Here is a 17,069-nt window from a genome sequence, read left to right as displayed (position 1 = left end):
TCGACGCAAGAAAACAGTAAAATTACGTTTCTTTTAGATGGTGATGTTTCTAAAGGTTCAACGGATGCTGTGACAGGTGGTCAGCTCTATTCTTTGAACGAGCAGTTTGCGACCTATTTAGGTGGTAGTGCTGGATATAATGAAAAGGGAGAATGGTTAGCACCTAGTTTCAAGGTTTTACAGTTTTTTGATAATGGTACGTCTTCTGAACAGGCATATAATAATGTTGCGGATGCATTTGGTGGTGTGAATAATTCTTTCAAGGTTATTCATAATGAAATGACGAATGCGGTTACGAATATTAACAATAAGATTGGCCAAGTGGTTAGTGATAGCCTTGTTAAAGAAGAGCAGGACAGTCATCTTATCACCATTGGTAAGGAAACGGATGGTACTATAATCAATATCGCCAACAAGGATAAACAGGATAGAACGCTTTCTGGTGTAAAGGCGGCTGAGAATGCGAATGAAGCCATTAACAAAGCGCAGCTTGATAAACTCAATAAGAAAATTGAGTCTACGAATTCTTTTGCAGTTCTTTACGATAAACAGTCGAATGACACTGTTAATTATAAGAGTATCACTTTAGGTGGTAAAGATAAAGAGCCCGTTGCACTTCATAATGTTGCTGATGGTACGCTTTCTCAAGAATCCTACGATGCAATTAATGGTAGTCAAATTACAAAAATATTCGAGCAGGTAGTTAAATATTTCGATGGGAATGCAGTCTTTAAAGAGGGTATTTTTATAGGACCAATTTATAAATTATTGAAGATTTCTGAACATGGTACGGTAGAGCAAGTAGAGCATGATAATATTGGTTCGGCATTTGCAGGTCTTGATACAAATATCAAGAATGTGAACAAGCATATTCAAGAAGTTTCGCAAGGCATTAGTGATGATTCTTTGTTATGGGACGAGGGTGCACAAGCGTTTGTTGCTCTTCATGGGAAGGAGGAGACAAGGGCAAATAGTAAGATTACGCATCTTAAAGACGGTGATATTAGTGCTGTTTCAACGGATGCGATTACGGGGAACCAGATCTATTTGTTAAAGAACACGCTTGGGGGCTATTTTGGTGGTGGTGCTGGCTATAAAGATGGAAAATGGCATCCCCCCAATTTCAAGATCAAGCAGTTTAGTGAGGATGGTAAGACGGAAGAAAAGGGCTATAGCAATGTTGCCGATGCTTTGAGTGAGGTTGGAAATTCTTTCACGAATATTCAAAATAAAATTACCAATGAGATTGCTCATGTGAAGGGTGAGAGTCTTGTGAAGCAAGATGAGCAGACGAAGCTTATCACGATTGGTGGAGAGAGAGGGGGAAGTGCAATCAGTATTGCCAACAGTGCTGGTGGGGTACGTAGTTTGTCTGGTGTAAAAGCAGGGCTTCTTTCCGAAGGGTCGACAGAAGCAATCAATGGTTCTCAGCTTTATTCAGTGATCGATGCACTTTCTAGGTATTTAGGCGGCGGTTCAGGCTATAAGGAAGGGAGATGGAATGCCCCCACATTTTATGTTTCGCAGTTGAAGAGCGATGGGAGTGATAATGACAACAAGAAGAGCTATACCAATGTTGCAAGTGCGTTTGAAGGTGTTAATGATAGCATGAAAACGATCAACAATCGTATTCATTCTGTTGCACAGAATGTGTCGTCGAACAGTTTAAATTGGAACGAGACAGAAAAAGCTTTTGACGCTCGTCATAAAGGTCAAGACAGTAAGATTAAGCATGTATGGGATGGAGAAGTCTCAGCAGGCTCGAAAGAAGCGGTTAATGGGAGCCAACTTTGGCAAACGAATAAGAAAGTTTCAGAGGTTGAAAGCCGTGTAGAGAGTATTGATCGACATGTACAGACTATTGAAAATACGGTTACGAATGATGCAGTTAAGTATGATAAGAATAAAAAGGGTGATAAGATAAATAAAGTCACGTTAGTTGGTATGAGTGAAAGTGATCCAGTATTGCTAGACAATGTAGCGGATGGTCGAATTATGAGTGGCTCGAGGGAAGCCATTAATGGAGGACAGTTGCATGATTACACGGACCAGTACATGAAGCTAGTTCTTTCTGATGCGAAGAAATATACGGATGATTGTTTCAATAACATTGTCAATCATACGATAGATGATGTTTTAAATGAGGTAAAATCTTATACGGATATAAAGTTTGAAGCGTTAAGGTATGAACTTAAGGAAGTTCGCAAAGAGTCAAGACAGGCAGCGGCTATAGGTTTAGCAGTATCGAATTTGAGTTACGAAGAGATACCAGGTTCCTTAAGTTTATCGATTGGGACTGGTTTATGGCGCAATCAATCAGCGATAGCCATTGGAGCAGGTTATGTGTCTTCAAGTGGGAAGATACGGTCTAATATATCAGCGACGAGTTCTGGCGGGTATTGGGGCGTAGGAGCTGGCTTAAGAATAAAACTGAATTGATACATAGAAACCAATATTGCAAGTGAATTATGAAATTATACTTTTCTTTTAAGTATTTTTATCTCAGAACTTATCTTAGATTTGTATTTTCTCTATTTTATGAAGAATTACGAATATTTTATCTCTATAGTAAATTTTATATAAAATCTCATTTTTTATAGGATTCTTGTTTTTATTTTGTTGAAAAAAGATCACATAATCACGTAAAATAATATATTTTTATTCAAATTGATGAAAAGTATTATTTTTTTGTTGCTATTTTACTATAGAGTGGATATGAGTCACAAAGAATATTAGTAAAACTCATTTTGATAATAAAATTCAAAGGGGGGAGGAGTAATGCGTAAGAATCAAAGCTGAATAAGAAAACATCTTAGCTGCAAAATTCTATCTTTTTAAATAATTTAAGCATTATCAAATGTAGCGGCTTTTTGTTTACTCAAATCACAAAATACCACTTCTTAATATTAAGAAATTCACAGACAACAAATTCTTTATAAAAAGATTTTATCACGTAAATAATCATATAATGAGTAAATCGCCCTTAATGCCTCAAAGAGGCCTTTCTAAAGCTTAGATGAAAAACTGTAAGTTCAATTCCGCTAAAGTCTAAATATACCTTTTTATGTTTATATAAACATATTTTCCAATTTTCTTATTTAGACCCCACTATAGAAAGCAAATAGGAAACAAAAACAAAGACTCAAACTGTCCCTACTCTGATCAACTAAATTTTGATCTAATTATCACTAAAAACGAAACTATATCACTGAAATGTGTCTTTTTTATGTTTTTGATATGCTTTTTAAATTTTTTCATTGGAGAGTTTGTTATGAAAAAATTATCTATCACCTTAAAGAGACAACATGACTTGAATGCTTCACCTGTTTCACGATGTTTATCTTTTTTGACAAAGTTTTCGTTGGGAACGGCAATGGTTGCACTTTTATCGAGTGTGTCTCCTGTGTTGGCGAAAAAAATTGATATGATAGACCAACAGGTTTTTCAAAGCATAGAGAAAGCAACAGCGGTTTATTCTCAAGGGAGGAATCAAACGATTGTTTCTGGTGATGATAGTCATAAAAATTTTAATGATTCTCGTTTATCCAAGGCAAATAATCTTACGGTGCCGAGTACAGCGAAAGCAGCAAAAGTGAATATTCCGGCGGCAGATAGCGCAAACCTAACAGAAGAAACATTAGGTACAGAGGAGCAATATAAAAAATCTCTCATCAATCCACGGTCTTTTGTAGATAAAAACAAAGGTACAGCGATCATTGATGTATCTGATTTCTCGCAAAATAATTTAATTAGGAGAGTGCCGTTTAGTGAAGTGCCGCCAGTCAGCACAGATGGATCAGGTATTTTGATTGGTCGTGGGAAAGTCTTGCAAAAACCTAATTACCAAAGTGATAATGTTGTTATTGGTTACGATGTATTAGTAAACGAATCAGATTCGGTTGCTGTTGGTTATGGTGTGCAGGTAGAAGGGAGATTTTCTGTTGCTGTAGGTCATTTGGCTTATAGTGTAAGTCAAGGCAGTATTGCGATAGGTGGCGAAGGTAGATATGGGGATACACCGATCCCTCCTGAGGGTCGTACGATAGCACAAGGCGAAGAATCCATTGCTATTGGACGTCGTGCTAAGACGAAGGATGTGGCATCTATAGCTTTGGGTTCTAATGCACAAGTTAAGGGAAACTACGCTATAGCTTTTGGTTATAAGGCAGAGGCGACAAGAGAAGATAGCATGGCTATAGGGCACATGGCTCACGCTATGGGAAAAAGCAGTGTTGCACTAGGTTCTGAATATAATGAGAAGAATGAACATGGGGACGATGATTATACAACCGCCAAGGGTGATTATTCAACAGCTTTGGGTTCTGTTTCTAGAGCTTTGGGGTATGGTTCAACTGCTGTGGGTCATCGTGCATATGCAACGGAAAAAGACGCTGTTTCTATAGGACTTTATTCAAAAGCAAATGCAGATCACGCTATCGCTTTAGGAGCGGATTCTATAGCGAACGTTGTTGCTGGTGTTGCAGGCTATAATCCTCTTTTACAGAAGGAGGCGACAGATGATGCTTTTGCATGGAAAAGCACTTACGGTGCGGTTAGTGTTGGTGATATTGCTAATAGTAAAACACGACAAATTGGAGGAGTAGCAGCGGGGAGTGCAGATACTGATGCGGTGAATATTGCGCAGTTAAAGTCATTACAAAGCTATGTAGACAAAGGCTGGAAGCTGTCTGTTGATGGTAAAAATGCTAAAGTTGTGGGGATAGACGATACAGTAGATTTTGCAGCTGGAAGTAGCAACCTTAACATTACAAAAGGTACAGATAACAATGATATAAAATTTGATCTAGCAAAGAACATTACGCTGGAGAGCGTAACAGCGGGTACGAATATCTTAGATGCCACGGGTTTAGTAATTGCAAATGGTCCGAAAATAATGACCGATGGTATTAATGCAGGAGGTAAAAAAATAACAGGATTAGCAGAAGGCGCTGGGGCGACTGATGCGGTGAATTTTGGACAATTGAATAAAGCCAAGCAAGAAGTCCAAGAACAAGTAGAAAAACAAGTTAAAGAAGTCGAAAAGCAAGTAGCCGCCAGTAGCTTCGTGAAACAGGATGATAAAACGAGATACATCACCATTGGTAAGGATACCGATGGTGATAAAATCGATATTGCCAACAATAAAAGTGAAACGCGTATTCTTGCGGGTATAAAGAATGGTGAAATTTCAAAAGATTCAAATCAAGCTGTTACTGGTTCGCAGTTGTTTATGACAAATCAAAATGTCACTAATCTTCAAACTACTGCCACAGATATAGCTAAGACTTTTGGAGGTGGAGCAAAATACGAGAATGAAAAATGGACCGCTCCAACTTTTACAGTGAAAACTGTTACTGATGAAGGTAAAGAAAAAGTAGAAACTTATCATAATGTAGCAGCTGCTTTTGAAGGAGTTGGTAGTTCTTTCACGAATATCAAAAATGAAATGACCAACCAGATTAATAATGCCATTACCAATGTAAAAGGTGATAGTCTTGTTAAGAAAGATGCCACAACGAACCTCATCAACATTGGTAAAGAAGTGGCAGGCGCTGAAATCAATATTACCAATAAAGATAAAAAGGCACGTATTCTCTCCGGTGTGGCAGTCGGTACTAAAAGTACCGACGCTGTAAATTTTGCACAGCTAAAAGAATTAGCCAAAGGCTGGAAAATTAACACTACTGGCAACGATTTTAAAGATGCTATAGCTGATGGGCAATCGTCAGTTGCGATAGGTTCTGAGGCATCTGCACTTGGTGTTAATTCTATGGCTTTGGGGATGAATTCGCAAGTAAAAGCAACGGTGAATTCAGGAGTTGCTATAGGAGCGTATTCTGTAGCTGATGTTAGTTCTGGTATTGCTGGTTATGATCCTTTGACAGGTGGTGGATCAAATAAAATAAGTTATGAGTGGAAAAGTACGTTAGGTGCCGTTAGTGTTGGTGATATTTCTGGAATGCAATCGCGGCAAATTACAGGGGTAGCAGCAGGTACTCAAGATACCGACGCGGTGAATATTGCACAGTTGAAGTCCTTACAAGACTACGTGAACAAAGGTTGGAAGCTGTCTGTTAATGGTAAAAATGATAAAGTTGTTGGTATAGACGACTCGATAGATTTGGCAACTGGAAGTAAAAATCTTGAAATTAGCAAAGGTAAAGAAGACAATAAGGTAAAATTTGATTTGGCAAAGAACATTACGCTGGAGAGCGTAACAGCAGGCACCAATACTTTAGATGCTACGGGCTTGAAAATTACGAGTGGTCCACAAATCACCACTACTGGTATCAATGCTTCTGGTAAGAAGATAACAGGAGTATTAGAGGGTACTGATGAAACCGATGCGGTGAATTTTTCACAACTGAAGACTGTTGAAAAAGAGGTCAAAGAACAAGTTGCAGCCAGTAGCTTTGTGAAACAAGATGCTGGAACGAAACACATCACTATTGGTGCAGAAGTAGAAGGTACTGAGATCAATATTGCCAACATAAAAGGTGAGTTACGAACCCTTTCTGGTGTAAAAGAGGCGAAGAATGACAATGAAGCTGTTAATAAGAAACAACTCGAAGACAGCTTAAAGGGTCTTTCTAAGGATCTTCAGTCAGAAGATTCCGCTGTTGTTCATTACGATAAAACAGATGATGAAAATGGTACTATTAATTATGCGAGTGTCACTTTTGGTGGTAAAGAGAAAACCCTCACAACTCTCCACAATGTTGCTGATGGTGCTATTTCTTCGGAATCGCATGATGCAATCAATGGTCAGCAGATTAATAAAATCGGTGAAGATATAGCAAAATTCTTGGGTGGTGCATCATCCTTTAAAAACGGTGTTCTTACAGAACCAACCTATAAATTATCTGACGTTGCTAAAGATGGAAAAGTAACCAAGAGTTCTTATCAAGGTGTTGAATTAGCTTTTGCAGGGCTTGATACAAATATCAAGAATGTGAATGATCGGATTAAAGAAGTGTCTCAAGGAGTTGCACAGGATTCTTTATTATGGAGTAAAACGGATAAAGCCTTTAGTGCTCAACATGGAGAAGATCAGGAAAGAAAAGCTAGCAAAATTACTCATATTTTGGACGGAAATATTGCTTCTGGTTCAACGGATGCTGTTACGGGTGGTCAGCTTTATTCTCTGAACAGTACAATTTCGACCTATTTAGGTGGAGGTACGAAGTATGAGAATGGTGTGTGGAAGGCACCAGACTTCAAAGTCAAGAAGTTCAACAAGGATGGTGATGTTGAAGAACAGACCTATCACAATGTTGCAGATGCTTTTGAAGGTATAAATAATTCTTTCACGAGTATTCACAATGAGATTAATAATGAGATCACTCAAGTGGTCAGTGATAATCTTGTGAAGCAGGAAAAAGAAACAGATCCAATTACTATTGGTAAAGAAGTAGCTGGAAGTGAAGTTAATATCGCTAACAAAGATAAAGTAGACCGTACGCTTTCTGGAGTTAAGGCAGCAGTAAATGATAATGAAGCTGTTAACAAAGCTCAACTTGATACGAATATCAATGAAGTAAATAATAATATAACGAATAAGTTTAATGAACTGACTGAAAACATAACAAATGTTACACAACACGTTCAAGGCGATGCTTTATTGTGGAGCAAGACTGACAAAGCCTTTAGTGCGCAACATGGTGAAGGTGATGAAAAGGCAGATCGCAAGATTACACACCTTCAAGCTGGAGACATTACTGCGGATTCAACAGATGCAGTTACAGGTAAACAACTTTATTCGATGAACGAACAACTTGCGAGCTATTTAGGTGGTGGATCTGGCTATGATGAGAAAGGAAAATGGAGCGCTCCTACCTTTAAGGTTAAGAAGTTCGATGATAAAACTGGCAAAGAAACAGAGCAAGAATATAAAACTGTTGCTGAAGCTTTTGAAGGTGTGAATCAATCTTTCACGAATATTCACAATGAAGTGAACGAGCAAATTAACCAAGTTGTAGGAGACAGTCTTGTTAAACAAAATGACAAGACACATGTCATATCGGTTGGTGGTGAAACGAATGGTACTCAAGTAAGTTTTGCCAACACTGATGGTACAGAACGGACCCTTTCTGGAGTTAAAGCCGGTGAGCTTTCAACAAAATCAACCGATGCTGTCAATGGTTCTCAGCTTTACTCTATGAGCAATACCCTTGCGAGCTATTTAGGTGGTGGAGCTAGCTATAATGAAAATGGAGAATGGAAAGCTCCTACTTTTAAGGTTAAGAAATTCGATGATAATGGCAAGGGAACAGAGCAGGAATATAAAACTGTTGCTGAAGCTTTTGAAGGTGTGAATCAATCTTTCACGAATATTCATAATGAGGTGAACGAGCAAATTAACCAAGTTGTAGGAGACAGTCTTGTTAAGCAAGATAAAAAGACACATGTCATATCGGTTGGTGGTGAAAAGAGTGGTACTCAAGTAAGTTTTGCCAACACTGATGGTACAGAACGGACCCTTTCTGGAGTTAAAGCCGGTGAGCTTTCAACAAAATCAACCGATGCTGTCAATGGTTCCCAGCTTTACTCTATGAGCAATAGCTTTGCGAGCTATTTAGGTGGTGGATCTGGTTATAATGAAGAGGGAGAATGGAAAGCTCCTACTTTTAAGGTTAACACAGTTAACGCTGAAGGTAAGGAAAAAAATGAGACTTATGAGAATGTAGCGGATGCTTTAGCAGGAGTTGGTACTTCTTTTACAAATGTTCAGAATAAAATTACTAATGAGATTACCAACCAGATTAATCATCTTCAGTCAGAAGATTCCGCTGTTGTTCATTACGATAAAACAGATGATGAAAATGGTACTATTAATTATGCGAGTGTCACTTTTGGTGGTAAAGATAAAATCCCCACGGGTCTTCACAACATTGCCGATGGAAATATTGCTTCTGGTTCTACGGATGCTATTACGGGTAACCAACTCTATTCTTTGAATAATACAATTTCGACCTATTTAGGCGGAGGTACTAAATATGAGAATGGTGTATGGATGTCACCAGACTTCAAAGTTAAGCAGTTCAATAAGGATGGTGATGCTGAAGAGAAGACTTATCACAATGTTGCGGATGCATTTGCAGGCATTAGCAATACTATTACAGATGTTCATGATGAAGTGAATAATCAAATTAGCCAAGTAGTAAGCGATAGTCTTGTGAAGCAAGAAAAAGAAACAGATCTGATCACTATTGGTAAAGAAGTAGCTGGAAGTGAAGTTAATATTGCCAACAAAGATAAATCAGATCGCACCCTTTCTGGTGTGAAGGCAGCAGTAAATGATAATGAAGCAGTTAATAAAGAGCAATTTGATAAAGGTTTGAAAGATCTTTCTAATAAGCTTCAGTCAGATGATTCCGCTGTTGTTCTTTACGATAAGAAGGAAAATGGTGATACTGATTATACGAATGTAACTTTGGGTAAAGGGAAGAATACCAGCCCAGTTGCACTTCATAATGTTGCCGATGGTAAGATTACCAATGGATCACATGATGCGGTTACGGGTGGTCAAATTAATACACTCTCTCAGGATTTGGCAAAATTCTTAGGTGGTGAAGCAGTCTTTAAAGAAGGTGTCTTTACAGGACCAACTTATAGTTTATCGAAAGTTGATGAAAAGGGTGAGGCTAATCAGGTTGAGTTTAAAGATGTTGGTTCTGCGTTTGCAGGTCTTGATACGAATATCAAGAATGTTAACCAGCGTATTAAAGAAGTTTCGCAAGGTATTTCTGATAATTCTTTATTATGGAATGAAGAAGAACAAGGCTTTGTTGCACTTCATGGTACAGGAGATGCTAAGACAAATAGTAAGATCAAGCATCTTCAAGATGGTGAAGTTTCAGCAGCGTCAACAGAAGCAGTGAATGGTTCTCAACTTTATTCCTTGAATCAAACGCTTGCGACATATTTTGGTGGTGGAACTAAGTATGAAAATGGTGAATGGACAGCTCCAAACTTCAAAGTGAATGCTGTCAGTGAAGATGGTAGCAAAGTTGAAGAGCAGAGCTATGATGATGTAGCGGAAGCTTTTGCGAGTGTTGGTACGTCTTTCACCAATCTTCATAATGAGCTTAAGAATGAAATTAGCCAAGTTGTTAGTGATAGTCTTGTGAAGCAAGATGCTGATACTAAGGTTATCAAGATAGGTGCTGAGAAAGACGGTACAGAAATCACCATTGCAAATAGTGACGGTGCAGTTCGTAGTCTCTCAGGTGTAAAAGCAGCCACCCTTTCAACAGAGTCAACAGAAGCAGTGAATGGTTCTCAACTTTATTCCTTGAATCAGACATTAGCGAGCTATTTAGGTGGAGGTGCGAAGTATGAAAATGGTGAATGGACAGCTCCAAACTTCAAGATAGTGAGCTTTAAAGAGGATGGAAGTTCTGAAGAGACGAGTTATGATAATGTTGCGGCAGCCTTTGCAGGTGTGAATAATTCTTTCACGAAGCTTCATCATGAACTTTCAGACAACATTGAGCAGAATGCCTTGTTGTGGAGTGATGCAGAGGAAGCGTTTGTAGCGCTTCATGGTAAAGGGTCAGAGAAGCACAATAGCAAGCTTACGCACCTTGTTGATGGAGAAATTTCTTCAGGTTCGACAGAAGCCATCACGGGTAACCAGTTGTATCAGTTAAATCAGACTTTAGCGACTTATTTGGGAGGTGGAGCGAGCTATCAGGGAGGTCAATGGACACCTCCTAAATTCCAAGTTTCGCAGTTCAAGAGTGATGGTAGTTCTGATGAGACGAAGGGCTATGATAATGTTGGGGCTGCGTTTGAAGGCGTTAACGGAAGTCTTTCTGGTATCAACGATCGTCTTAATAACGTTGCCCAGAATGTTTCGTCGAACAGCTTAACTTGGAATGAGGAAGTAGGAGGCTATGATGGTCGTCACAATGGCGTAGACAGTAAGATTACGCATGTAGCGGATGGTCAAGTATCAGAGGGCTCGAAAGAAGCAGTGAATGGAGGACAGCTTTGGGAGACGAACCAGAAAGTAGCGGCAGTTGAAAACCGTGTAGAGAGTATAGATCAACATGTGAAGGATGTTGAAAGTGCGGTCACGAATGGTGCTGTTAACTATGATAAGGATGAGGCTGGTAAGAAGACGAATAAAATCACGTTAGTTGGTGGGAATGAAAGTGATCCTGTCTTGATAGACAATGTAGCGGATGGTCGGATTGAAAGTGGTTCGAAAGAAGCGATTAATGGAGGTCAATTGCATGATTACACAGACCAACAGATGAAGCTAGTTCTTGATGATGCGAAGAAATATACGGATGAGCATGTCAATGATATTGTCAACAATGGCGTTAATGAGTCCAAAGCTTATACAGATATGAAGTTTGAGACGTTAAGTTATGCTGTTGAGGATGTGCGGAAAGAAGCAAGACAGGCAGCGGCTATTGGTTTGGCAGTATCTAACTTACGTTACTATGATATACCAGGATCTTTAAGTTTTTCATTTGGTACGGGTATATGGCGTAGTCAGTCTGCATTTGCTGTTGGTGCTGGTTATACATCGGAAGATGGAAATATTCGTTCTAATTTATCTATCACAAGTGCTGGAGGTCACTGGGGAGTAGGTGCAGGGATTACTTTTAGATTAAAGTGATAAGAAACTGATATTATGAGAAAAAAACGAAATATTTTGATAACTATTCTGTTCTTCCTTGCCTTATTGGGCAAGGGAGAAAGTTTTGCTAGTGAGACCAATAGTGTTTATACGGTGCAACCACCGCATTTATCTATTCCTAAGGGAGAACCTGGTGAAACACGTCGCATCATTATGCAGTTTTATCATTGGACTTTGATTTGTGATGAAAAACAAAAATTTAAGCAAGGCATATGTAATGTGACGCAGACTGTCCATGATAAGGAGGATAATACTATTTTTAGTTGGTCTCTTGTTTCTACGAAAAATGGTCAAGCAATAATGCTTTTTCGAACATTACCCAATGCTGATACAAATAGCCCTATTCGAATGTTTTTGGAGGGCATTAAAAAGCCTGTTCTCATTCGTTATACGCAATGTAATGAAGAGATCTGTTTGGCACAATCGCCTGTAGGACCACTTCTGAGCAAACAAATAGAGCAAAACAAAGAAGTACGTATTTCCTATAAGGTTAAAGAGGGAAAAATACTCTCTTTTACTTTGCCATTTAAAGGGTTAAGTGCAGCAATTAATTCTCTACAAAGATAAACTACCTAGACAGCTTTTAGCAGGATTATTTTTTCATAATTGTTGCCTTATATTTTTAGATTTAAATGAAAATGCAATAAGTGAGAATTTTATATCAATATGGTAGAGAGATAATTGATTCAAACGAGAGCACATTTTATAAATGCAGAGTCCACCATAAGCTGTTTTTCTGTAATAGAAAATTACTTAAAGTTTTTTCACAGAGCTTATAGAGTGAAGGGTGTTAGTTGTTACCAGTAAAAATTCATTGAGAATAACCAGTTTAAAACTGAATACAATAAAAGATAACATTGGCTTTTGGGGGATAAGAAAGAAGTCAAATTTTTGCAAGTTTTATACGTATTTTTAGGAAAATATTATTTAACAGTAAGAGATATCAATTGAAGTACTGCAATATTTTTGATGATGATATCATAATTTATAGCAAGACATTTTATAATATTTTTATGATACGAATATAAAGATAACAATGCTTAAAAAAATCCTTAGAGTATAGATTCATTTATTCTAAAGGAGAGCAATTTCAAAGAAAATACTCTAAAATCTTTTTTCTTATTATCTATAGTGAATATATTCGCAATCTTTTTTACGAGAGTATCTCCGAGAAGCACACTTACATTAATAAGAATGATACAAAGAGAGCTGATAGTCCACAAAATGAATGTCAGCGTAAACGATTAATTGAGAATTCCAAGTTTATAAAGAAAAAGATGCTGTTGCGAAAAGTTTTTATTTTTTCAATAATCAATGTGTTTTTCAGAAGCTTGAGTGATGCTACCATAGAAAATATTAAAAATGGTAATTTGATGCTGCAGTGTTACTTTAGCTCTAGTCAATGAGTAGAGGAAGAGTTCTCGCGTTTGTTTAGTTGGGGGAAAACGCTTAAGGGATAAGAAAGAATGACCCCGTTAGATTATGGTTTAAAAGATTCAAAGCAAGGAAAAGAGTGCGATACAAAAACAGAGCGATTATTGGGTCATCATGGTGATAAGCAAAATAATCATTCTACATTTTTACAAATAGGAGCCTGCCCTGTTTCCGTTGATATAAAGAAAAAACGAAAAAAAGACGTTTGAAACAAAAACAATCACTTATTCGATCAGACACAACTCGTGAATTTCGAGGTCGAGTGATTGGAGATATCAAAAAAACAAAAAGTCAAAAAGCCTTTTTTTTTCCACGTTTTTCTCAATCAAAATCCTCACCTCTTTATGCGGCTCTTGATTTGGGGACAAATAATTGTCGTCTTCTTATCGCGTCTCCTAGTAATCCCGGGTGTTTTCACGTTGTTGATGCTTTTTCACGCATTGTACGATTGGGAGAAGGTTTGGTAAATAACGGTTTTCTGAATACACAAGCTATGGACCGGGCGATTGAAGCGTTAAAAATTTGTCATTTAAAGTTAAAACAAAGGCATATTGAGCGTTATCGATTGGTTGCAACGGAAGCTTGTCGTTCAGCAAAAAATGGGAGACATTTTATTCAACGCGTTTTGGACGAGACTGGTCTTAAATTAGAAATTGTTGATCGAGAAACAGAAGCACGTTTTGCTGTTTCTGGGTGTGGTACGCTTGTTGAGCCAAATACTGATGCAATTGTACTTTTTGATATTGGAGGAGGATCATCGGAAATTGTGCTCCTTGATGTTTCCAAAAAGCGTTCTTTGCATTTAGCTGAACAGATTATAGCTTGGACTTCTCTTCCTGTTGGTGTTGTTACACTTGCTGAACGTTTTGGAGGTCGTGATATTAGTTTAAATGATTTTGAAAAGATGAAAAACTATGTGCGAGGTTTTTTAAATAATTTTTCAGATCGTTATAAATTGGGAACTCTCGCACAAGGCTCGAAGTTTCATCTTTTAGGAACTTCAGGAACGATTACGGCCTTAGCAGGAATGCATCTTAATTTGGAGCGTTACGATCGGAAGAAAATTGATGGCATTTGGATGAAGGACGTAGACATTACTCTTATGATGCAGCGCCTATTGTCATGGGACATAAAAAAACGTGGTGCCAATCCTTGCATTGGGCGAGAGAGAGCAGATTTAATTGTAGCGGGATGTGCGATTTTAGACGTTATTCGAGAAGTTTGGCCCAGTCAACGTTTAAGAGTTGCTGACCGTGGATTGAGAGAAGGAATTTTGATAGAGCTGATGTTAAACGATGGAGTATGGCGCCATTCTAGGAAAAGGAGAAGTTTCAAGCATTAGCAAGTTATTGGATTGTGGAGACAACAATAAGTTATGAAAAAAACGACAAAAACACCGACTGGTGGATATGGTGGTTCAGGATCACATGAATTATATCAGCGTGTAAAGAAAAAAGCCGGGACTATTAAAGCTTCGTCACGGCGCTGGTTAGAGAGACATTTGAATGATCCTTATGTGCATCAGTCGAAAGTGGATGGTTATCGTTCGCGTGCGGCTTATAAGCTTATCGAAATTAATGAGCGCTATAAGTTTCTCAAAAAAGGTCAAAAGATTATTGATCTGGGAGCAGCGCCAGGGGGGTGGTGTCAGGTGTCTGGGCGTATTGTCGGGTCGAGTGATGAAAAGCCTAGTGTAGTTGGTATTGATTATTTGCCTGTTGATCCATTACCTGGGGTGTTGATGCTGGAAATGGATTTTTTGCATTCAGATGCACCGCAGAAATTAATGGATGCTTTAGGGACGAAGCCAGATGTCGTGCTTTCTGATATGGCTGCACCAACAACAGGACATCGTCAGACGGATCATTTAAGGACGGTTTATTTATGTGAAGTTGCTGCTGATTTTGCTCTTTCAGTTCTCAAGCCTGGAGGGCATTTTTTAGCAAAGGCTTTTCAAGGAGGAGCAGAAAACACTCTTCTCACCACATTAAAACAAAACTTTAAAACAGTCCATCATGTTAAACCACCTGCGAGCCGTTCAGAATCCGTAGAACTTTATCTTCTAGCGCTCGAGTTCAAAGCAAAAACAGAAAGAAAATAACAGCTTCTGCTTTTTAGAAGATTTAAGTTTAGTGACTTATGTGGTCGAGCGTCATTCAACAATTTTAAGTGAAGCAAATTCTTAAAGGACACATCAATCCACTCTCAAGAAATTTGCATTCCTTATGATAATAAGAGCATGATCAGGCACCTTTTCATGTCCTATTTATTGAACAGAAGCTATATTATAAATTTTATTTTTTCAAAAAAATTAAAAATTTAATAGCTTTTTTCCTCTAAAAGGTGCTCCTTCACTAGTATTGCGCGGGGTATTATTTACGTCACTATATTTCCTAAAAACGCTTACCTAAAGCAGACTTTTTTGTTTATTGAGAGACTTTCAGCAAAGGATTATTTATGATTTTTGTCTTGTTTTTCAAAGCAAAGTTTTTGTTAAGATGATAAGATCGATGAATACCAATGTGGTGATTTTTTCGCAAAACATTGATCAGTGATGATAATTTTTGCTCATTCTATTTTAGATTACTTGCCGCTAATGTTGTAGCGTATTTTGAGTCATTATAATTTATTTCTTTCCAAAATTATTATACCTGTTAAGGTTCAATAAAGGCAACGAAGAATCCATCCATGGCTTTGCCTCTCTTATTTAGGATAATTTTTTATCCATAAAAATAATTCGAGTTGATCACCAATATTCCTATTATTGGTCAAGAGTGTTAGTTATATACTATGGTTTTGCTATTTGTTTTATCCTTTTTTCTCTAAAGATGAGGATTTTTTTCAAACAGTTGTTAGTGATATTTTTATAGTTTTTCATTTTGTAAATGATGAAAAACTGGTAAAACGGATATATTACCTGTAGAGGTAGAGGAGTTGATTCCTCAGTGAGCGTTTCCGATGAAATTTCTTGATCAAGCTAAAGTTTATATTCGTTCTGGTGATGGAGGAGCAGGAGCGGTATCATTTCGTCGTGAAAAATTTATAGAATTTGGTGGGCCAGATGGGGGCGATGGAGGGCGCGGTGGTGATGTTTGGGCACTGGTTGTTGATGGGCTGAACACGCTGATTGACTACCGCTATCAACAGCATTTTAGAGCAAAAACAGGGGGGCATGGTAAGGGACGCAATATGACCGGTCAAAAGGGTGATGATATTATCCTTAAGGTACCGGTTGGGACGCAAATTTTTGAAGAAGATAATACGACATTAATCTGTGATTTGACGAAAGTTGGGCAACGTTATCGTCTTGCAAAAGGAGGAAATGGTGGTTTTGGAAATCTTCATTTTACGACATCTACCAATAGGGCACCTCGCCGCGCTAATCCAGGTTTGTCTGGAGAAGAGCGCACACTGTGGCTTCGTTTGAAGTTAATCGCTGATGCGGGGATTATTGGTTTACCGAATGCTGGCAAGTCAACCTTTTTAGCTTCCGTGACGGCGGCAAAGCCAAAAGTTGCAGATTACCCTTTTACAACTCTCTATCCTCATCTTGGTGTTGCACGTATTGATGCTCGTGAATTTGTGTTGGCTGATATTCCTGGCCTCATTGAGGGGGCACATGAAGGTGTAGGGATTGGAGACCGTTTTTTAGGGCATGTAGAGCGTTGTCGTGTTTTATTTCATTTGATTTCTGCTCAAGAAGAAGATGTGGCAAAAGCATACCAGATTGTGCGTAATGAATTGAAGGCATATGGGAATAATCTGAATGATAAGACTGAGATTGTAGCTTTAAGTCAAATAGATACTCTTACAATTGAGGAGCGTAAAGCTAAACAAGAACTTTTGCAAAAAGTAACGGGTAAATCTGTGATGATGTTTTCTGCAGTTAGTCGGGAAGGTTTAGAAAATGTGCTGCGTGCTGGTGCACATATTATTGAAATGGCGCGCAAAGAGGATGTAGTTCGAGAAGAGCAGGATTGAT

General features: G+C 38.2%; 5 protein-coding genes and 1 pseudogene. All 6 read left to right on the top strand.

The features are described from left to right. On the top strand, nucleotides 1-2,439 hold a 2,439-nt coding region (locus tag BN200_RS02030), incomplete at its 5' end, for a Vomp family autotransporter (RefSeq protein ID WP_019220754.1). A gap of 832 nt (nucleotides 2,440-3,271) precedes the next feature. Beyond that, nucleotides 3,272-11,632 (top strand): Vomp family autotransporter, encoded by an 8,361-nt coding sequence (locus tag BN200_RS02025; RefSeq protein WP_019220753.1) that lies wholly within the window; start codon nucleotides 3,272-3,274, stop codon nucleotides 11,630-11,632. Between the two features lie 15 nt (nucleotides 11,633-11,647). After that, on the top strand, nucleotides 11,648-12,220 hold the full coding sequence (locus tag BN200_RS02020) for an invasion associated locus B family protein (RefSeq protein ID WP_019220752.1): 573 nt from the start codon (nucleotides 11,648-11,650) through the stop codon (nucleotides 12,218-12,220). A gap of 899 nt (nucleotides 12,221-13,119) precedes the next feature. Beyond that, a pseudogene (locus BN200_RS02015) lies at nucleotides 13,120-14,429 on the top strand (Ppx/GppA phosphatase family protein). A 33-nt stretch (nucleotides 14,430-14,462) separates the two neighbouring features. Further along, on the top strand, nucleotides 14,463-15,188 hold the full coding sequence (locus tag BN200_RS02010; RefSeq protein ID WP_019220751.1) for an RlmE family RNA methyltransferase: 726 nt from the start codon (nucleotides 14,463-14,465) through the stop codon (nucleotides 15,186-15,188). 857 nt (nucleotides 15,189-16,045) lie between these two features. Continuing rightward, on the top strand, nucleotides 16,046-17,068 hold the full coding sequence (gene obgE / locus BN200_RS02005) for a GTPase ObgE (RefSeq protein WP_019220750.1): 1,023 nt from the start codon (nucleotides 16,046-16,048) through the stop codon (nucleotides 17,066-17,068). Nucleotide 17,069 lies beyond the last annotated feature (1 nt).

Origin of the sequence: Bartonella senegalensis OS02 (assembly GCF_000312545.1) — a bacterium.
Taxonomy (GTDB): Bacteria; Pseudomonadota; Alphaproteobacteria; order Rhizobiales; family Rhizobiaceae; genus Bartonella; species Bartonella senegalensis.
The sequence above is the reverse complement of the archived record's forward strand: the minus strand, read 5'-3'. Positions and strand labels throughout refer to the sequence as shown.